The sequence below is a fragment of the Bordetella petrii genome, assembly GCF_017356245.1.
In the GTDB taxonomy this organism is placed as follows: domain Bacteria; phylum Pseudomonadota; class Gammaproteobacteria; order Burkholderiales; family Burkholderiaceae_B; genus Bordetella_A; species Bordetella_A petrii_D.
Genome location: NZ_JAFMZZ010000001.1, coordinates 3369346 through 3388297 on the forward strand (window position 1 = coordinate 3369346; position 18952 = coordinate 3388297).

Consider the following 18952-nt stretch of genomic DNA (forward strand, 5'->3'; position numbering starts at 1 on the left):
TTTCCAGGACAGCATCATGGCCCATGCACCCCAGATCAGGATTCCCGCCACCTACATGCGCGGGGGCACCAGCAAAGGCGTGTTCTTCAAGCTGGCCGACCTGCCCCAGGCGGCCCAGGTACCCGGCCCCGAGCGCGACGCGCTGCTGCTGCGCGTGATCGGCAGCCCGGACCCCTACGGCAAGCAGATCGACGGCATGGGCGCGGCCACTTCCAGCACCAGCAAGACGGTCATCCTGGCCAAGAGCAGCCGGCCCGACCACGACGTCGACTACCTGTTCGGCCAGGTGTCCATCGACCAGCCTTTTGTCGACTGGAGCGGCAATTGCGGCAACCTGTCGGCCGCCGTCGGCCCCTTCGCCATCGCCAACGGCCTGGTCGACCCGCAGCGGGTGCCTGCTGACGGCATCGCCATCGTGCGGATCTGGCAGGCCAATATCGGCAAGACCATCATCGCCCACGTGCCCATGACCGGCGGGGCCGTGCAGGAAACCGGCGATTTCGAGCTCGACGGCGTCACTTTCCCGGCCGCCGAGGTGCAGATCGAATTCATGGATCCGGCCGACGAAGGAGACGCGGGCGGCTCGATGTTTCCCACCGGCAACCTGGTCGACGAACTCGAAGTGCCGGGCGTGGGCACCTTCAAGGCCACCTTCATCAATTCCGGCATCCCCACCATTTTTCTGGAAGCGGCGGCGCTGGGCTACACCGGCACCGAACTGCAGGACGATATCAACGGCGACGCCGCCGCGCTGGCGCGCTTCGAAACCATCCGCGCCCATGGCGCGCTGCGCATGGGCCTGATCGGTTCGCTGGAAGAGGCTGCCAGCCGCCAGCACACGCCCAAGGTGGCCTTCGTGGCCGGGCCGGCCGACTACACCGCATCCAGCGGCAAGCGGATCGGCGCCGGCGATGTCGACCTGCTGGTGCGGGCGCTGTCGATGGGCAAGCTGCACCACGCCATGATGGGCACGGCTTCGGTCGCCATCGCCACGGCGGCCGCAGTGCCCGGCACCCTGGTGAACCTGGCCGCAGGCGGCGGCGAGCGTGACGGCGTGCGCTTCGGGCACCCGTCAGGCACGCTGCGCGTGGGCGCGCAGGCCCGCCAGGTCGACGGCGAATGGACGGTGACCAAGGCCGTCATGTCGCGCAGCGCCCGCGTGCTGATGGAAGGCTGGGTGCGCGTGCCTGGCCGGTGAACGCAGTGCCGGCATGCCCAGGTGTCAGGCTCCCGGCAGGGTGCCTGACACCGCACGACTGAGACAGCCTTTGCCCACTTCGACGTCTGACACCTGTGGAGTCAGACACCTGCGAACTACACCGGCAAGCCAAAAAAAAGCCTGGGCGCGAGCCCAGGCTTTTGCATGTGCTTGCCTGCCGGCGCTTACTTGCGCTTTTCCAGGGGCACGTATTTCTGGTCTTCGGGGCCCACGTAGTTGGCGGTGGGGCGGATGATCTTGTTGTCGACGCGCTGTTCGATGATGTGCGCCGACCAGCCCGCGGTGCGCGCGATGACGAACAGCGGGGTGAACATCGCGGTGGGCACGCCCATCATGTGATAGCTGACGGCCGAGAACCAGTCCAGGTTGGGGAACATCTTCTTCACGTCCCACATCACGGTTTCCAGGCGTTCGGCGATGTCGAACATCTTGGTGCTGCCGGCCTTCTTCGACAGCTTGTGCGCGACTTCCTTGATGACCTTGTTGCGCGGGTCGGACACCGTGTATACCGGATGGCCGAAGCCGATGATGACCTCTTTGGCCTCGACGCGGCGCCGGATGTCGGCCTCGGCTTCGTCGGGGCTGTCGTAGCGCTTCTGCACTTCGAAGGCCACTTCGTTGGCGCCGCCGTGCTTGGGCCCGCGCAGCGCCCCGATGGCGCCGGTAACGGCCGAATAGATGTCGGAACCGGTGCCGGCAATGACGCGGCCGGTGAAGGTCGATGCGTTGAATTCGTGCTCGGCGTACAGGATCAGCGAGGTGTGCATGGCGCGCACCCAGTCGTCGGACGGCTTCTTGCCGTGCAGCAGGTGCAGGAAGTGGCCGCCGATGCTGTCGTCGTCGGTTTGCACGTCGATGACGCGGCCGTTGTGGCTGTAGTGATACCAGTACAGCAGCGCCGAGCCCAGGTTGGCCATCAGGCGGTCGGCGATGTCGCGCGCGTCGGGGATGTTGTGGTCGTCTTTTTCGGGCAGCACGCAGCCCAGCACGGATACGGCCGTGCGCATCACGTCCATAGGGTGGCTGGCGGCGGGCAGGCATTCCAGGGCGTCCTGCAGCTGGGCCGGCAGGCCGCGCATCGAGCGCAGCTTTTCTTTGTAGGCTTTCAGTTCGGCCTTGGTGGGCAGCTTGCCGTGCACCAGCAGGTGGGCGATTTCTTCGAACTCGGCGGTGCCGGCGAAATCCAGGATGTCATAGCCGCGGTAGTGCAGGTCGTTGCCGGTGCGGCCGACCGTGCACAGGGCCGTGTTGCCGGCCACCACGCCGGACAGCGCCACGGATTTCTTGGGCTTGAACCCGGCCTTTTCCTCGGTGGGCGCACTTGCTTTCTTGGCGGCCGGCTTCTTTTGCGAGGTGCTCATGTCTCTGACTCCTTGCCCGTCGGGGCGTAGATGGGGCGTAAACAAAAAACAGGAATGCGGGCCTACTTGCCTTTGCCCTGCTGGAACAGCGCATCCAGCTGCGATTCGAAAGCGTGGTAGCCGATGCGGTCGTAGAGTTCGTCGCGGGTCTGCATGGTGTCCAGCACGTTTTTCTGGTGGCCGTCGCGGCGGATGGCCTGGTAGACGTTTTCGGCGGCCTTGTTCATGGCGCGGAAGGCCGACAGCGGATACAGCACCATGGCCACGCCCACGCTGCCCAGCTCTTCCACCGAGAACAGCGGCGTCTTGCCGAACTCGGTAATGTTGGCCAGTACCGGCACCTTGACGGCCTTGGCGAAGCGGTCGTAGGTGGGCAGGTCGTAGGCGGCTTCGGCGAAGATGGCGTCGGCGCCGGCTTCCACGCAGGCCAGCGCGCGCTCGATGGCGGCATCGACGCCGTGCGAGGCGATGGCGTCGGTGCGGGCGATCAGGTAGAAGTCGGAGTCGGTGCGCGCGTCGGCCGCGGCCTTGACGCGGTCGGCCATTTCTTCGGTGCTGACGATTTCCTTGCCCGGCCGGTGGCCGCAGCGCTTGGCGCCGACCTGGTCTTCGATGTGGCAGGCGGCCGCGCCGAACTTGATCAGGCTTTTCACGGTGCGCGCAATGTTGAACGCCGACGGGCCGAAGCCGGTGTCGATGTCGACCAGCAGCGGCACGTCGCACACGTCGGTAATGCGGCGCACGTCGGTCAGCACGTCGTCGAGCGTGTTGATGCCCAGGTCGGGCAGGCCCAGCGAACCCGCCGCCACGCCGCCGCCCGACAGATAAATGGCGCGGTATCCGGCGCGCTTGGCCAGCAGGGCATGGTTGGCGTTGATGGCGCCGATGATCTGCAGGGGACTTTCTTCGGCCAGCGCCTGGCGGAAGAGGGCGCCGGGAGAGGCGGGTCGGGTCATGGGCGAGTCTCCGTGGAAGGCACGGGGCGCTCGCTCAGGCGCCCAGGCCAGATTGATATAGCGGCAACGAGGACAGTTCAGTTGTTCAAAGCGGCGCCACAGCACTCACGCCGCATGAACCAGGCGCCCCGCAAGCGGGGACGCGCGGATCCGGCTTCGCCGGTCCGCGGCGTCGCCCCCTTGAGGAGAAGCGCGCAGCGCTTCCGGGGCGGGTCACACTATTTCAGCAGGTCTTTCACGCCGTCGCGCTCTTCGAGCAGCTCTTTCAGCGTGAAGTCGAGGCGTTCGCGCGAGAAGGCGTCGATTTCCAGGCCTTCGATGCGTTTGTATTCGCCGTTTTCGGTGGTGACCGGCACGCCGTAGATGATGCCTTCGGGGATGCCGTAGGAGCCATCGGACGGAATGCCCATGGTGACCCACTTGCCGTTGCTGCCCAGCACCCAGTCGCGCACGTGGTCGATGGCGGCGTTGGCGGCCGAGGCGGCCGACGACAGGCCGCGCGCTTCGATGATGGCGGCGCCGCGCTTGCCCACGGTGGGGATGAACGTATCGCGGTTCCAGGCGTCGTCGTTGATCAGCTTGGACAGGCTCTGGCCGCCGACGGTGGCGAAGCGGTAGTCGGGGTACATGGTGGGCGAGTGGTTGCCCCACACGACCAGCTTTTCGATGTCGGCCACGGGCTTGCCGGACTTGGCGGCCAGTTGCGACAGCGCGCGGTTGTGGTCCAGGCGCAGCATGGCGGTGAAGTTCTTGGCGGGCAGGTCGGGCGCCGACTTCATGGCGATGTAGGCGTTGGTGTTGGCGGGGTTGCCCACCACCAGCACCTTGACGTTGCGGCTGGCCACGTCGTTCAGGGCCTTGCCCTGGGCCGTGAAGATCTGGGCGTTGACGCTGAGCAGGTCTTTGCGTTCCATGCCGGGGCCGCGCGGGCGGGCGCCCACCAGCAGGGCGACGTCGGCGTCTTTGAAGGCGGTGCGCGGATCGCTGTGGGCGGTGATTTCCTGCAGCAGCGGGAAGGCGCAGTCATCCAGTTCCATGATGACGCCCTTCAGGGCCTTTTGCGCTTTTTCGTCGGGGATTTCCAGCAGTTGCAGAATGACCGGCTGGTCTTTGCCCAGCATCTCGCCGGAGGCGATGCGAAACAGAAGGGCGTAACCGATTTGGCCGGCGGCGCCGGTGACGGCGACACGCATGGCGGGCTTGGACATGAAGGTTCTCCGTAATGAGTTCGGTGAGACAAAAATCTCGCCAATCAGTGTAATCGCTGGGCACGCTCGGGCGTGCCGCCGGACAGCCGGCAGGTAGCTTTGAATCCTAGATGGAATTTACGTATACGTCAATCGCTCTTATATCTTATATAAGACATAAGACGTTGGACAACGCCAGCCGCGTTATGCCACAATGATGCGTTTGCCCGGTACGCCCGTCCGCAGCGCGGACGCCATGGCAGCGCCAGCGCCGTTTCGCGCGGGCCGCGCCGCCGAACAAGCACATACAACGACTTCCATGGCAGACCCCAGGCCCGATCCCGCACCACGCCATCGCGCCGCCCGCACGGCGGGCGAAGGGGCCGCTTTCAGTCCGCTTTACCGCCAGATCAAGGGCCTGCTGGTGCAGAGCCTCGAGCGCGGCGAATGGAAGCCCGGCGAACTCATCCCCAGCGAAATCGACCTGGCGGCCCGTTTCCAGGTCAGCCAGGGCACGGTGCGCAAGGCGGTCGATGAGCTGGCCGCCGAACACCTCTTGCTGCGCCGGCAGGGCAAGGGCACCTTCGTGGCCACGCACCACGAGGCGCGCGTGCGCTACCGCTTCCTGCGCCTGGCCGCCGACGAAGAAGGCGAGGGCGGGCGCGCCGAAAGCCGCATCCTCGAATGCCGGCGCCTGCGCGCGCCGGCCGAGATCGCCCGCGCGCTCGAACTGCGCGCCGGCGAAACGGTGGTCACCATCCGCCGCCAGTTGTCCATGAACCACCGGCCCACTGTCATCGACGACATCTGGCTGCCCGGTTCGCTGTTTCGCAGCCTGACCCTCGAATTGCTGGCCGCCAACAAGGCGCCGCTGTATGGCCTGTTTGAAACCGAATTCGGCGTCAGCATGGTGCGCGCCGACGAAAAGCTGCGCGCCGTCGCGGCCCCGGTCGAAATCGCCGGCCTGCTGGGCGTGGAGCCCGGCGCGCCGCTGCTGCAGGTCGACCGCGTGTCCTATACCTACGGCGACCGGCCGGTAGAGATCCGCCGCGGCCTCTACCTCACCGATCGATACCACTACCGCAATAGCCTGAATTGATGAGCTTTTTTCCTACGATTTGATACCAACCCGTTCTCTGGGCGAAAATAACGCGTTTGCCTGCAAGGGCGAATCCAATTTCGCTGTCACGAATCCCTAGCACCGTAACACCGAGGCCGTCATGTCCGACACCGCTGCCAAGCCACGTCCGCAGTTCCGCAATATTGGCATTGCGCAAATTGCCCGCTACCGCCTGCCCCTGGCGGGCAAGCTGTCCATTCTGCACCGCGTCAGCGGCGCGCTGCTGTTCCTCTGTCTTCCCTTGGTCATCCTGCCGCTGTTCGCGGCCAGCGTGGCCTCGCCGGAAAGCTATGCGCAGGTGGCGCAATACGCGGGCAACCCCCTGGTGAAGCTGGTCCTGCTGGTCCTGGTGTGGGGCTACCTGCACCACTTCTGCGCCGGCATCCGCTACCTGGTGCTGGACCTGCACATCGGCATCGACAAGGTCTCGGCCCAGAAAAGCGCCGGCGTGGTTTTCGGTGTCAGCCTGGCGCTGACCCTCGTGTTCGCCCTCAAATTGTTCGGAGCTCTGTAAATGGCCGCTACCAAGAACTATGGCCCCACACGCCTGGTCGTGGGCGCCCATTACGGCGTCGTCGATTTCATCGCGCAGCGCCTTACCGCCGTCATCATGGCGGTGTACACGCTGGTGCTCATCATCGGCATGCTGGTCATGCCGTCGTTCTCGTATGAAAACTGGAAGGCGCTGTTCACCTTCCACGTCTATGCCCTTCCGCTGGGCCAGATCCTGGCCACACTGTTTTTCTTTGCGCTGGCGTGGCACGCCTGGATCGGCGTGCGCGACATCTGGATGGATTACGTCAGGCCCGCGGGCGTGCGCATGCTGCTGCAGGTGCTGACCCTCCTCTGGCTGGTCGGTTCGGTCGTCTATTTCGCGCAAATCCTCTGGAGTATCTAAGCCGTGGTCTCTGTCATGAATTCCCTGCCGCGCCGCCAGTTTGATGTGGTGGTCGTCGGCGCCGGCGGAGCCGGCATGCGCTGCTCGCTGCAACTGGCCCAGGCGGGCCTGTCGGTGGCGGTCCTGTCCAAGGTTTTCCCCACGCGCTCGCACACCGTGGCGGCCCAGGGCGGCGTCAGCGCGTCGCTGGGCAACATGAGCGAAGACAACTGGTACTGGCACATGTACGACACCGTGAAGGGGTCGGACTGGCTGGGCGACCAGGACGCCATCGAATTCATGTGCCGCGAAGCGCCCAATGCCGTGTACGAACTCGAGCATTTCGGCATGCCGTTCGACCGCAATGCCGACGGCACGATCTACCAGCGTCCATTCGGCGGACACACCGCCAACTTTGGTGAAAAACCCGTGCAGCGCGCCTGTGCGGCTGCCGACCGCACAGGCCACGCGCTGCTGCACACCCTGTATCAGCGCAACGTGGCGGCGCGCACCCAGTTCTTCGTCGAATGGATGGCGCTGGACCTGCTGCGCAACGAAGCCGGCGACGTGGTCGGCGTCACCGCGCTCGAAATGGAAACCGGCGACATCTACATCCTGGAAGCCAAGACCACGGTGCTGGCCACCGGCGGCGCGGGCCGCATCTGGGCGGCTTCCACCAACGCCTTCATCAATACCGGCGACGGCCTGGGCATGGCGGCGCGCGCGGGCATTCCGCTGCAGGACATGGAATTCTGGCAATTCCACCCCACCGGCGTGGCCGGCGCGGGCGTGCTGATCACCGAAGGCGTGCGCGGCGAAGGCGGCATTCTGCTGAACAAAGACGGCGAACGCTTCATGGAGCGCTATGCGCCCACCCTGAAAGACCTGGCGCCGCGCGACTTCGTGTCGCGCTCGATGGACCAGGAAATCAAGGAAGGCCGCGGCTGCGGCCCCGACGGCAGCTACGTGGTGCTCAAGCTCGACCACCTGGGCGCCGACGTCATCAACAAGCGCCTGCCGTCCATCCGCGAAATCGCCATCAAGTTCGGCAACGTCGACCCCATCAAAGAGCCGATCCCGGTCGTGCCCACCATCCACTACCAGATGGGCGGCATCCCGGCCAACTACCACGGCCAGGTGCTTACGCACGTCAACGGCGAAAGCAAGATCGTCAACGGCCTGTACGCCATCGGCGAATGCGCGGCGGTGTCGGTGCACGGCGCCAACCGCCTGGGCACCAACTCGCTGCTCGACCTGATCGTGTTCGGCCGGGCCACCGGCAACCACATCGTGGCCTCGCATCCCGAGCGCCAGCATGCGCACCAGCCGGTGCCCAAGGAAGCCGTAGATTTCTCGATGGACCGCGTGGCCAAGCTGGAAGCCCGCACCTCGGGCGAAAAGACGCAGGACGTCGCCAATGCCATCCGCGTGTCGATGCAGCGCCACTGCGGCGTGTTCCGCACGCTGGACCTGCTCAACGAAGGCGTGGGCCAGATCGAAGACCTGGCCAAGCAGGCCGAGCATGTCTATTTCAAGGACAAGTCCAAGGTGTTCAACACCGCCCGCATCGAGGCGCTGGAACTGACCAACATGATCGAAGTGGCGCGCGCCACGGTCAAGTCGGCCGCCAATCGCCACGAAAGCCGTGGCGCCCATGCACTGGACGACCACCCCGAGCGCGACGACGTGAACTGGCTGAAGCACACCCTCTGGTATTCCGATGGCAGCCGCCTGGATTACAAGCCCGTTCAAATGAAGCCCCTGACGGTCGAGTCCTTCCCGCCCAAGGCGCGTACTTTCTAAGCAGGATGCTGTTATGAGCACCAAGAGAATCGTCAAATTCGAGATCTACCGCTACGACCCGGACAAGGACGAGCGCCCGTACATGCAGAAGCTGGAAGTCGAACTCCAGCCCACCGACAAGATGCTGCTCGATGCGATCATCCGCATCAAGAACGACGTCGATGACAGCCTGGCCCTGCGCCGTTCGTGCCGCGAAGGCGTGTGCGGTTCCGATGCCATGAACATCAACGGCAAGAACGGCCTGGCCTGCACCACCAACCTGCGCGAGCTGAAAGAGCCCATCGTGCTCAAGCCGCTGCCCGGCCTGCCCGTGATCCGCGACCTGATCGTGGACATGACGCACTTCTTCAACCAGTACCACTCGATCCGTCCGTACCTGATCAACGACACGCCGCCGCCCGAGCGCGAACGCCTGCAGTCGCCCGAGGCCCGCGAAGAGCTCGACGGCCTGTACGAATGCATCCTGTGCGCCTGCTGCTCGACGTCGTGCCCGTCGTTCTGGTGGAACCCCGACAAGTTCGTCGGCCCGGCCGGCCTGCTCCAGGCCTACCGCTTCCTGGCCGACAGCCGCGACGAAGCCACGGGCGAACGCCTGGACAACCTGGAAGACCCGTATCGTCTGTTCCGCTGCCACACCATCATGAACTGCGTCGACGTCTGTCCGAAGGGGCTGAATCCGACCAAGGCGATTGGCAAGATCAAGGAACTGATGGTCCGCCGGACGGTCTAGTTAAACGGTGCAGAGATCGATATGGGCAGTCTGACTGAACTCGAACGGACGCGTCTGCGGTGGCGGGCGCGCCGGGGCCTGCTCGAAAACGACCTGATCATCACCCGGTACCTGGACGCATACGAAACGCAGCTCACCGATGACGATGTCGACGCTCTTGCCCAGCTTTTCGAGCTGGGCGACAACGATCTGCTCGATCTGCTGTTGGCGCGCAAAGAGCCCGAAGGGGCGCTCGATACGCCGCGGCTGCGCACTATCATCGGACAAATGCGCGAGCTCTGATTAATTGTGAGGAAATAGCGATGAACCTGTCTGACAAAAAAGCCACTCTATCGTTCTCGGACGGCTCCCAGCCTATCGAGTTTCCCGTGTACAAGGGCACGGTCGGCCCGGACGTCATCGACATCCGCAAGCTGTACGGCCAGACGGGCATGTTCACGTTCGACCCCGGTTTCATGTCGACCGCGGCGTGCGAATCGGCCATTACGTACATCGACGGCGACAAGGGCGAACTGCTGTATCGCGGCTATCCCATCGAGCAGCTGGCCGTCAATTGCGACTTTCTCGATATCTGCTACCTGATCCTGAACGGCGAGCTGCCCAATGCCGGCCAGAAAACCGATTTCGATTCGCAGGTGACGCACCACACGATGGTGAACGAGCAGCTGCATTTCCTGCTGCGCGGCTTCCGCCGCGACGCCCACCCCATGGCCGTCCTGACCGGCCTGGTGGGCGCGCTGGCGGCGTTCTACCACGACTCCACCGACATCACCAACCCGCAGCACCGCCACATTTCGGCCATCCGCCTGATCGCCAAGATGCCCACCCTGGTGGCCATGGCGTACAAGTATTCGCAAGGCCAGCCGTTCATCTATCCGCAGAACGACCTGTCGTACACCGGCAACTTCCTGCGCATGATGTTCGCCACGCCGTGCGAAGAGTACAAGGTCAATGAAGTCGTCGAGCGCGCGCTCGACCGCATCTTCATCCTGCATGCCGACCACGAACAGAACGCTTCCACCTCTACCGTGCGCCTGTGCGGCTCGTCGGGCACCAACCCGTTCGCGGCCATCTCGGCCGGCGTGGCGTGCCTGTGGGGCCCGGCCCACGGCGGCGCCAACGAAGCGTGCCTGCAGATGCTCGAAGAACTGCAAGCCAACGGCGGCGTGGCCAAGGTTGGCGAGTTCATGGAAAAGGTCAAGGACAAGAACTCGGGCGTGCGCCTGATGGGCTTCGGCCACCGCGTGTACAAGAACTACGACCCGCGCGCCAAGCTGATGCAGGAAACCTGCAAGGAAGTGCTGCAGTCGCTGGGCCTGGAAAAAGACCCGCTGTTCAAGCTGGCCATGGAACTCGAACGCATCGCCCTCGAAGACGACTACTTCGTGCAGCGCAAGCTGTACCCGAACGTCGACTTCTACTCGGGCATCGTGCAGCGCGCCATCGGCATCCCGACCTCGCTGTTCACCGCCATCTTCGCGCTGGCGCGCACGGTGGGCTGGATCGCCCAATGGAACGAAATGCTGTCCGACCCCGACTACAAGATCGGCCGTCCGCGCCAGCTGTTCACGGGCGCGGTCACGCGCGACGTGCCCCCGATGGGCAAGCGCTGATCCATTCCTTCCGCGCCGGGGCCCGACGGCCGCCGGCGCACCCGGATGGTGTTGCTGCCGCCGGTGTCCTGCGCGGCTCTCTTCGAGAGCCACGCAGGCCCGGCGGCAGTGCCGTCTGGCGCCTACGAGGCCGCCTGCATCCAGGGCGCGCGGCCGCCGAGTTCATGCAGGTGCTGAAGAAAATGCTCGGTGCGCGCGGAGCGGGCCTTGCGCGACGCCACCAGCGCCACGATGTCGGCGTCGGGCAGGCGCCAGCCCGGCAGCAGTTCGACCAGCCGACCCTGGCGCAGCAGGTCGGCAACGTCCCACTCGGACCGCACCAGGATGCCCATGCCCGCCAATGCCCAGTGGCGCGCCGCGCCGCCGTCGTTGCAGGCAAGCACCGGATCGATGCGCACGGTGGCCGTGGCGCCGTCGTGGTGGCGCAGGCGCCACAGCGTGACGTCCTCGTCGTTCTCGCGCAGCGCGATGCAGTCGTGGTCGTGCAGGGCATCCGGATGGGCCGGCGCGCCGCGCCGCTTCAGATATGACGGCGCGGCGCACAGCACCCGCCGGTTGGGCGCCAGCCGGTGCATGACGAGCGCCGAGTCGCGCAGTTCGCCAATATGGACCAGCACGTCCCAGGTGTGCGCGGCCAGGCTGCCCGGCCGGTCGGACAGGGTCAGCGTGGCGGTGACTTCGGGGCACTGGCGCCGGAAGCGCGCGATGGCCGGCGCGACGTAGCGCTGCCCGAAGCCCAGCGGCGCCAGCACGCGCAGGTGGCCGGCCACCTGTCCGCGCCGGCTGGCCAGCGCGTCGGCCAGCCCGCCCAGGTCGGCGCAGATGCCGCGCGCCCGCTCGGCCAGCAGCTCTCCTTCGTCGGTCAGCGCCATGCGCCGCCCCGAGCGGTCGACCAGGCCGATGCCCAGCCGGCGTTCCAGCCCGATGAGACGCTGGGTGACCGCCGAGGGCGTGACATCCAGTTTGCGCGCCGCGTCCGCCAGCGAGTTGGCCGAGGCCAGCGCCAGGAAGAAAAGCAGGTCGTCGCTGCTCAGCATATTAAGTTTCTTCTTAATAAACTATTAAGTTGGTATTAAACACCAGTACGGACAGGTGCCGCATACTCGACGCAGGCCAATCTTTCAATAATGCCTTGGGGGCCGCCCGTCGGCGTCCCATTCACGGAGACTACCTTGCGACGCCTGCTTTCATTCCTGCTGTTCCTGTTCGCCGCCGGCGCGGCCCCCGCCCATGCCGCCACCGACTGGCCCGCCAAGCCTGTCACTGTCATTGTGGCGTCGGCCGCGGGCGGTTCCGCCGACGTGCTGACGCGCCTGGTGCTCAAGCACCTGTCCGCCGCCACCGGCGCCAACTTCGTCGTCGAGAACCGACCGGGCGCCGCCGGCGGCATCGGCATGGCGCAGATCGCGCGCGCCGCGCCCGACGGCTACACGCTGGGCTACGGCAACATCAACACGCTGGCGGTCAATCCCGCCCTGTTCAACAAGCTGCCCTACGACGCCGTCAAGGATTTCACGGTGGTCGGCCGCATGTTCAACGTCTATAACCTGCTGGTGGTCGGCGCCGACTCGCCCGTCAAGAGCGTGGCGGACCTGATCGCGCTGGCGAAGTCCAAGCCTGGCGGGCTGTCTTACGGCGCGGCCGGCATCGGCAGCAGCGGCCACATGGGCGGCGAGCTGTTCAAGCACATGGCCGGCATCGACACCATGTTCGTGCCGTACAACGGCGACCCCGCCTCGCTGGCGGACCTGGCGGGCGGCCGCATCGACTATTCCTTCACCAACGCCTCGGTGGCCTGGCCGCTGGTGCAGGGCGGCAAGCTGCGCGCGTTGGCGATCACCAGCGCCGAACGCGTGCCGTTCTTTCCCGACCTGCCCACGCTGGCGGAATCGGGGCTGCCGGGGTACGAAAATGTATCGTGGGGCGGCCTGGTATTTCCCAAGGGCACGCCCGACGCCATCGTCGACAAACTGTCCGCGGCATTGCAGAAGGTGCTGGCCAGCGACGCGCTGCGCGACGACCTGGGCAAGCTGAGCGCGCGGCCCGGCGAAGGCGGCCGTGCGGACTTCGCGCGCTATATCGCCGCCGAGCAGAAAAAGTGGGCCGAGCTGATCAAGGCGGCCCACATCGAGAAACAGAACTGACCGCCGCATCCGCCATGACCGCCGCACCCGCCACGCCCCGCATTGCCATCCTGGGATTCGCCATCGAGTCCAACCGTTTCGCGCCGGTGTCGGGGCGCGCCGATTTCGAATCGCGCGCCTACCTGGCGGGCGCGGCGCTGCTGGCCGACGCCCGCAGCGCCGCGCCCGCCATGACCCCGGAGATTCCCGCCTTCGTGCGCCGCATGGACGAGCGCGGGCCGTGGACGCCGGTGCCCATTCTGTTCGCCAACGCGGAATCCGGCGGGCCGGTGGAGCATGGGTTCTTCCTGGATACGCTGGCCGAGTTCGAACGGGGCCTGCGCGCCGCGCTGCCGCTGGACGCGGTCTATGTATGCGAGCACGGCGCGGCCATCACCACCGAAGAGCAGGACCCGGACGGCCTGGTGTTCCAGCGCGTGCGGGCCATCGTGGGCCCCGATGTGCCGGTGGTCGCCACCGTGGACTTGCATGCGAACGTGTCGGACCGCATGGTCGACGAGGTGGACGTGCTGATTTCGTACCGCCGCAATCCCCACACCGACATGGCCGAGCGCGGCGCCGAGGCGGCCGATGTGCTGGGCTTGCTGATGGACGGCCTGTGCCCCGCGGTGGCGCATGTGCGCATGCCGGTGGTGGCGCCGCCCACGCAATTGCTGACGGCGCCCGGCACCGGGCCGTACGCGGACATGATCCAGGCCGCCGAGGCCATGGACGATCCGCGCCTGGTGAACATTTCGGTGGTGGGCGGCTTCGCCTACGGCGACACAGGCAAGAACGGGCTGACGGTGCTGGTGACGACCAAGGGCGACGCCGACTATGCGCGCGCCACCGCGCATGCGCTGGCGGAGCACGCGTGGCGCGAGCGCGCGGCCTTTACGCCGGAGCTGGTGCCCCTGGCGCGGGCGGTTGAACTGGCGCGCCGGGCCGGCGCGGCGCCCGGCGCGCCCGCGGTGCTGCTGGCCGATGTGGCCGACAACCCCGGCGGCGGCGCGCGCGGCAATACGCCGTTCTTGCTGCGCGCTCTGATCGAAGGCGGCGTCCAGGGCGCCATCCTGGGCGTGGTGACCGACCCCGCCTTGGCGGCCCAAGCTCATGCCGCCGGCGAGGGCGCGTCGATCGAGGCCCGCTTCAACCGCGACGAGACGACGGTGTATTCCGACGCCTACGCGGCGCCGGCCACCGTGCTGAAGCTGCACGGCGGCCGCGGCGTGGGCCGGCGCGGCCAACTGGCCGGCTGCAGCTTCAACCTGGGTCCCAGCGCGCTGCTGCAGGTGGGGGGCGTGCGGGTGGTGGTCATCACCAACCGGCACCAGTGCCACGAGCCGATGTTCTTCGAGATGTTCGGCGTGGATATCGCCGCCGCCCGCACCGTGGTGGTGAAGTCGCGCGGCCACTTCCGCGCCGCGTTCGACGAGTTCTTCCCGCCGCGGCATATCTATAACGTGGATGCGCCGGGGCTGACCTCGCCCATGCTGGGCCGTTTCGATTTCCGCAACCTGCCGCGGCCGGTGGTGCCGCTGGACGCGCTGGCCGACTGGGCGCCGCATGCGCGAGTGCGGACCTGATCCAGGAATTCCTGCTACACCGGAGAAACTAGATGACGAGCGACAAGGCGGCCGCGGCCGCCAATCTCGAAGAGCTGGACACGCCATGCCTGCTGCTGGACGAGCTGCGCATGCAGGCCAACATCGAGCGCCTGAAGACCCGCATGGCGCGCCTGGGAGTGACATTGCGCCCCCACCTGAAAACGCCCAAGTCGATCGACGTGGCGCGGCGGGTGATGGAGTCGCCCGAGGGGCCCGCCGCGGTCTCGACGCTGCAAGAGGCCGAGCAATTCGCGCGCGCCGGCGTGCGGGACATTCTTTACGCGGTGGGCGTGTCGCCCGCCAAACTGGACCGCGTGCTGGCGCTGCGCGCCAACGGCGCGGACCTGACCGTCGTGGTCGACAGCGTGGCCGGCGCGCAGGCCGTGGCGGCGCGGTCGCACGCGGCCGGCGCGCCGATTCCGGCGCTGATCGAGATCGATTCCGACGGGCATCGCGCCGGCGTGCGGGCCGACCAGGCCGAATTGCTGTGCGCCATCGGCCGCGCGCTGGAGCAGGGCGGCGCGCAGCTGCGCGGCGTTCTGACGCATGCCGGAGAGTCGTACAGCTCGCCCGATGAGAACGCGATCCGCGCCATGGCCGAACGCGAGCGCCGCGCCGCGGTGGACGCCGCCCAGGTGTTGCGCGCGGGCGGCCTGCCGTGCCCGGTGGTCAGCGTCGGGTCGACGCCGACCGCCATGTTCGCCGAGAACCTGGACGGCGTGACAGAGGTGCGGGCCGGCGTGTTCGTATTCTTCGATCTGTTCATGGCCGGCCTGGGCGTGTGCCGGCAGGACGACATTGCGCTGTCGGTACTGACCACGGTGATCGGCCACCAGCCCGAGAAAGACTGGATTCTGGTGGACGCCGGCTGGATGGCGATGTCGCGCGACCGCGGCACCGCCGGCCAGCCGGTCGACCAGTACTACGGCGTGGTGTGCGACGAGCAGGGCAGGCCGCTGGGCGACCTGGTGCTCAAGCAGACCAACCAGGAGCAGGGCATCGTCATGCGCCGCCCGGGTACCGGCGCGCCGCTGCCGCAGCTACCGCTGGGCACGCGCCTGCGCATTCTTCCCAATCATGCCTGCGCCACCGGCGCGCAGCACGACAGCTACCAGGTGGTGCGCGGCGCCTCGCCCGCGGTGATCGCGTGCTGGCCGCGTTTCCGCGGCTGGTGAAGGAAAAGCCATGACGACCGAAGACGATACGCTGCTGGTCCTGGACATGCACGCGGTGGACAGGCTGCTGGGCATGGAACAGGTATCCGAAGCCGTGGCCGAAGCCTTCCTGCTGCACAGCCGCGCGCAGGGGCGGGTGTTTCCGGTGATCCGCGAGCGGCTGCACACCGGCGGCGTGTTCGGCATCAAGGCCGGCGACGTGGCCAGCCAGGACCTGCTGGGCTATAAGGCCGCCGGCTTCTGGCCGGCCAACCGCCAGGCCGGCGGCGAGCCGCACCAGGCTACGGTCATGCTGTTCGACCCGGCGACGGGGCGGCCAACCTGCCTGCTGGACGGCAATGCCATCACCACCATGCGCACCGGCGCGGCCGGCGGCCTGGGCCTGGCCCGGCTGGCGCGGCCCGACAGCGTCTCGCTGGCGTTGTTCGGCTCGGGCGTGCAGGCCGCGGTTCAGTTGCGTTTTGCGCTGCGCGCACTGCCGGGGTTGCGCCGGGTGCGCTATATGACGGCCGAAGGCAAGCCGGATGCCCGCTTTGCGGCCCGCTTCGAGGGCCAGGTCGAGCTGCTGCACAGCGCCGACGGCGATGCCGCGGTGGCCGACAGCGATGTAGTGATCACGGCCACGCCGGGAGCCCGCATCTTGTTCAACGCCGATGCCGTGCGGCCCGGCACGCACGTGACCGCCGTGGGCGCCGACACCAAGGGCAAGCGCGAACTGCCCGAGGGCCTGCTGCCGCGGGCCCGGGTATTTGTCGACGATGCGGCGCAGTCGCGCCAGATTGGCGAACTGCAGTGGGCGCCGGACACCCCCTGCACCGAGATCGGGGCGGTGCTGGACGGCGCCGCGCCGGGCCGCGCGGCGCCGGAAGACATCACGCTGTTCGACATGACCGGCATCGCGCTGCAGGATCTGACGGTGGCGCGCATGCTGTACCGCCGCGCGCGGGACGAGGGCGTGGGCGCCGCGCTGCCCTGGCCGTGGCGCGCGGGTTGAGCGCCGCGGCTACATGCCGATGCCGCGCGCCATCAGCGCGGCGAACAGCGGCAGCAGCACGAACAGGTGGGTTTCCAGCATGACCCAGCGGCGGGCGCGCTTGATATCTGTGTCGGCCGGGACGTAGCCGGGCTGTTGCCGCGCCTGCTTCTGCCAGCGCAGGAAGGTCAGCGTGGGCGGAATGGAACAGAGTCCGATGATGACGAACAGCGCGATCTTGGCGTGGAACCAGGGGTTGGCCATGTAGAAGGCGACGCCTTTCACACCCAGGGTCAGGCGCAGCAGTCCGGTAATCAGCACCGCCAGGGCCGATACCAGGTACAGGCGGTCGTACAGCGCCAGGCGCCTGACGGTGTCCGGCGGCAGGCCCGGGCGCAGCAGCACGGCCTCGGCGGTCATGATGACGATGAGTACAAAAATGGCCAGGTAGTGAAACCAGGCGAGCAGAGCGTCTTGCAGCATGGTGGCTCCAGAGGGCGGGGTACTGAGTTTGTACCATTACCAGCATGGCAACCCGGGGCGCGCATCAAGAGCGGCCGGTCCAGAAGTAGAATTTGCGGGTGGCGGGCGCAATGGGCCAGGCGCGCCGGCGTTGGCCAACAGCCCAGAAGCCCTTTCTTCTGCACAACGATAGGAAGCCGATTCATGACACAGTCATCTGAAGCGTCACAGCAGGCCCGGCCATTGCAGATTGGCGATATCACGGTCATTGACAATACCAAGCTCAAGAAGGCCGTGACGGCCGCCGCGCTTGGCAACGCGATGGAGTGGTTCGACTTCGGGGTCTACGGCTTCGTCGCCTTCGCGCTGGGCAAGGTGTTCTTCCCCGACGCATCGCCCACTGTCCAGATTGTCGCCGCGCTGGGCACGTTCTCGGTGCCATTTCTGGTACGGCCGCTGGGGGGCGTTTTTTTCGGCGTCATGGGAGACCGCTTCGGCCGGCAAAAAGTCCTGTCGCTGACCATCATCATCATGGCGGTCAGCACCTTTTGCATCGGCCTGATCCCGTCATACCGGTCGATCGGGCTGTGGGCTCCCGTTCTGCTGCTGTTGTGCAAACTCGCCCAGGGGTTTTCCGTGGGCGGCGAATACACCGGGGCGGCCGTCTTTGTGGCCGAGTATGCGCCCGACCGGCGGCGCGGGTTCCTGGGCAGCTGGCTCGACTTCGGCTCCATCGCCGGTTTCGTGCTGGGCGCCGGCCTGGTGGTGCTGCTGCAGACCATCCTGGCGGAACAGGCATTCCTGGACTGGGGCTGGCGCATGCCGTTTTTCGTGGCCGGACCGCTGGGGCTGCTGGGGCTGTACCTGCGCCATGCCGCCGAAGAAACGCCCGCCTTCACGCAGCAGCTGGAAAAAATGGAAAAAGAAGACCGGGACGCCGTGCAGGAGCGGCCCACCGTGTCTTTCCGGGAAATCTTCTCGAAATACCGCAAGGCCCTGCTGATTTGCGTGGGCATGGTGCTGGTGACCAACATCACCTATTACATGCTGCTGACCTACATGCCCACGTATCTGTCCGGCAGCCTGGGCTATTCCGAAGAACACGGCGTGCTGATCATCGTCGTGGTGATGATAGGGATGCTGTTCGTGCAGCCCGTGGTGGGATTCTTCAGCGACAAGGTCGGGCGCAAGCCTTTTCTGCTGACCGGCAGCCTGGGCCTGCTGGTGCTGTCGGTGCCGGCTTTCCACTTCATCGGCAGCGACAATACCGGCCTGATTTTCCTGGGGCTGCTGTTCATTGCCGTGCTGCTGAACTGCCTGACCGGCGTGATGGCCTCGACGCTGCCGGCCTTGTTTCCCACGCGCATTCGCTACAGCGCGCTGGCAAGCTCGTTCAATATAGCCATCATTATTGCCGGCCTGACGCCGACCCTGGCCGCCTGGCTGGTGGAAGAAACGGACAACCTGCTGATGCCCGCCTTTTATCTGATGGCGGCATCCGTGATCGGGCTGGTGACGTCCTTTTTTCTGCCCGAGACGGCAAACCGGCCGCTGCGCGGCGACACGCCCAGCGCGTCCAGCCACCGCGAGGCCAAGATCCTGCTGCAACAGGCCTACGACCATATCGAAGAAAGGGTGGGCGACGTCGAGGCCGAAATTGCGGCGCTGGAAGAAAAACTCGAGGCGTTGCGGCAACGCCGCCAGCAGCTGGCCGACCGCCATCCCGACCTGGACTGAGGCGGGCGG

Annotated in this window: 18 protein-coding genes; 13 read left to right on the forward strand and 5 right to left on the reverse strand. The window is 66.5% G+C overall.

Annotation, left to right across the window (positions count from 1 at the left end):
• Positions 1–16: 16 nt before the first annotated feature.
• Complete coding sequence (prpF, locus tag J2P76_RS16165; RefSeq protein ID WP_207408697.1) at positions 17–1198, forward strand: 2-methylaconitate cis-trans isomerase PrpF; 1182 nt, start codon at positions 17–19, stop codon at positions 1196–1198.
• Positions 1199–1383: 185 nt separating this feature from the next.
• On the opposite strand, the gene prpC is transcribed toward prpF, so the two are convergent.
• From prpC to J2P76_RS16180, 3 genes are all read right to left on the reverse strand, one after another.
• Positions 1384–2580 (reverse strand): bifunctional 2-methylcitrate synthase/citrate synthase, encoded by a 1197-nt coding sequence (gene prpC, locus J2P76_RS16170; RefSeq protein ID WP_207408698.1) that lies wholly within the window; start codon positions 2578–2580, stop codon positions 1384–1386.
• Between the two features lie 62 nt (positions 2581–2642).
• Entirely contained in the window at positions 2643–3536 is an 894-nt protein-coding gene (prpB, locus tag J2P76_RS16175) for a methylisocitrate lyase (RefSeq protein WP_207408699.1), read from the reverse strand.
• 218 nt (positions 3537–3754) lie between these two features.
• Positions 3755–4744, reverse strand: coding sequence for a malate dehydrogenase (locus tag J2P76_RS16180; RefSeq protein ID WP_207408700.1), 990 nt, complete (start codon positions 4742–4744; stop codon positions 3755–3757).
• A 298-nt stretch (positions 4745–5042) separates the two neighbouring features.
• Here J2P76_RS16180 and J2P76_RS16185 point away from each other — a divergent pair, with 298 nt between their 5' ends.
• The 7 genes from J2P76_RS16185 (at position 5043) to J2P76_RS16215 (ending at position 10866) form a co-directional block, all read left to right on the forward strand.
• Positions 5043–5822, forward strand: coding sequence for a GntR family transcriptional regulator (locus tag J2P76_RS16185; protein ID WP_207408701.1), 780 nt, complete (start codon positions 5043–5045; stop codon positions 5820–5822).
• A gap of 121 nt (positions 5823–5943) precedes the next feature.
• On the forward strand, positions 5944–6357 hold the full coding sequence (sdhC, locus tag J2P76_RS16190; protein WP_012248742.1) for a succinate dehydrogenase, cytochrome b556 subunit: 414 nt from the start codon (positions 5944–5946) through the stop codon (positions 6355–6357).
• Entirely contained in the window at positions 6358–6741 is a 384-nt protein-coding gene (gene sdhD, locus J2P76_RS16195; protein WP_207408702.1) for a succinate dehydrogenase, hydrophobic membrane anchor protein, read from the forward strand.
• Between the two features lie 3 nt (positions 6742–6744).
• Entirely contained in the window at positions 6745–8523 is a 1779-nt protein-coding gene (sdhA, locus tag J2P76_RS16200; RefSeq protein WP_207408703.1) for a succinate dehydrogenase flavoprotein subunit, read from the forward strand.
• A gap of 13 nt (positions 8524–8536) precedes the next feature.
• Positions 8537–9253, forward strand: a complete 717-nt coding sequence (locus tag J2P76_RS16205) for a succinate dehydrogenase iron-sulfur subunit (protein ID WP_012248745.1) — start codon at positions 8537–8539, stop codon at positions 9251–9253.
• Positions 9254–9274: 21 nt separating this feature from the next.
• A complete protein-coding gene (locus tag J2P76_RS16210; RefSeq protein ID WP_207408704.1) occupies positions 9275–9535 on the forward strand; it encodes a succinate dehydrogenase assembly factor 2 in 261 nt (86 codons plus the stop codon).
• 20 nt (positions 9536–9555) lie between these two features.
• Positions 9556–10866 (forward strand): citrate synthase, encoded by a 1311-nt coding sequence (locus J2P76_RS16215; RefSeq protein WP_207408705.1) that lies wholly within the window; start codon positions 9556–9558, stop codon positions 10864–10866.
• A gap of 122 nt (positions 10867–10988) precedes the next feature.
• On the opposite strand, the gene J2P76_RS16220 is transcribed toward J2P76_RS16215, so the two are convergent.
• On the reverse strand, positions 10989–11903 hold the full coding sequence (locus tag J2P76_RS16220) for a LysR family transcriptional regulator (RefSeq protein ID WP_207408706.1): 915 nt from the start codon (positions 11901–11903) through the stop codon (positions 10989–10991).
• 135 nt (positions 11904–12038) lie between these two features.
• On the opposite strand from J2P76_RS16220, the gene J2P76_RS16225 reads away from it, so the two are divergent.
• The 4 genes from J2P76_RS16225 to J2P76_RS16240 are packed head-to-tail and all read left to right on the forward strand — an operon-like array spanning position 12039 to position 16765.
• Complete coding sequence (locus J2P76_RS16225; protein WP_242697390.1) at positions 12039–13010, forward strand: Bug family tripartite tricarboxylate transporter substrate binding protein; 972 nt, start codon at positions 12039–12041, stop codon at positions 13008–13010.
• Between the two features lie 14 nt (positions 13011–13024).
• Positions 13025–14575 carry a M81 family metallopeptidase gene (locus J2P76_RS16230; protein WP_207408708.1) on the forward strand — a complete coding sequence of 517 codons (1551 nt, stop codon included), beginning with the start codon at positions 13025–13027 and terminating at the stop codon, positions 14573–14575.
• Between the two features lie 32 nt (positions 14576–14607).
• Complete coding sequence (locus J2P76_RS16235) at positions 14608–15771, forward strand: DSD1 family PLP-dependent enzyme (protein WP_207408709.1); 1164 nt, start codon at positions 14608–14610, stop codon at positions 15769–15771.
• Between the two features lie 10 nt (positions 15772–15781).
• Complete coding sequence (locus J2P76_RS16240) at positions 15782–16765, forward strand: ornithine cyclodeaminase family protein (protein ID WP_207408710.1); 984 nt, start codon at positions 15782–15784, stop codon at positions 16763–16765.
• 9 nt (positions 16766–16774) lie between these two features.
• Here J2P76_RS16240 and J2P76_RS16245 read toward each other — a convergent pair whose 3' ends face one another.
• Positions 16775–17227, reverse strand: coding sequence for a DUF2214 family protein (locus tag J2P76_RS16245; protein WP_207408711.1), 453 nt, complete (start codon positions 17225–17227; stop codon positions 16775–16777).
• A 183-nt stretch (positions 17228–17410) separates the two neighbouring features.
• Here J2P76_RS16245 and proP point away from each other — a divergent pair, with 183 nt between their 5' ends.
• On the forward strand, positions 17411–18943 hold the full coding sequence (gene proP, locus J2P76_RS16250; protein ID WP_207408712.1) for a glycine betaine/L-proline transporter ProP: 1533 nt from the start codon (positions 17411–17413) through the stop codon (positions 18941–18943).
• The last annotated feature ends 9 nt before the right edge of the window (positions 18944–18952 follow it).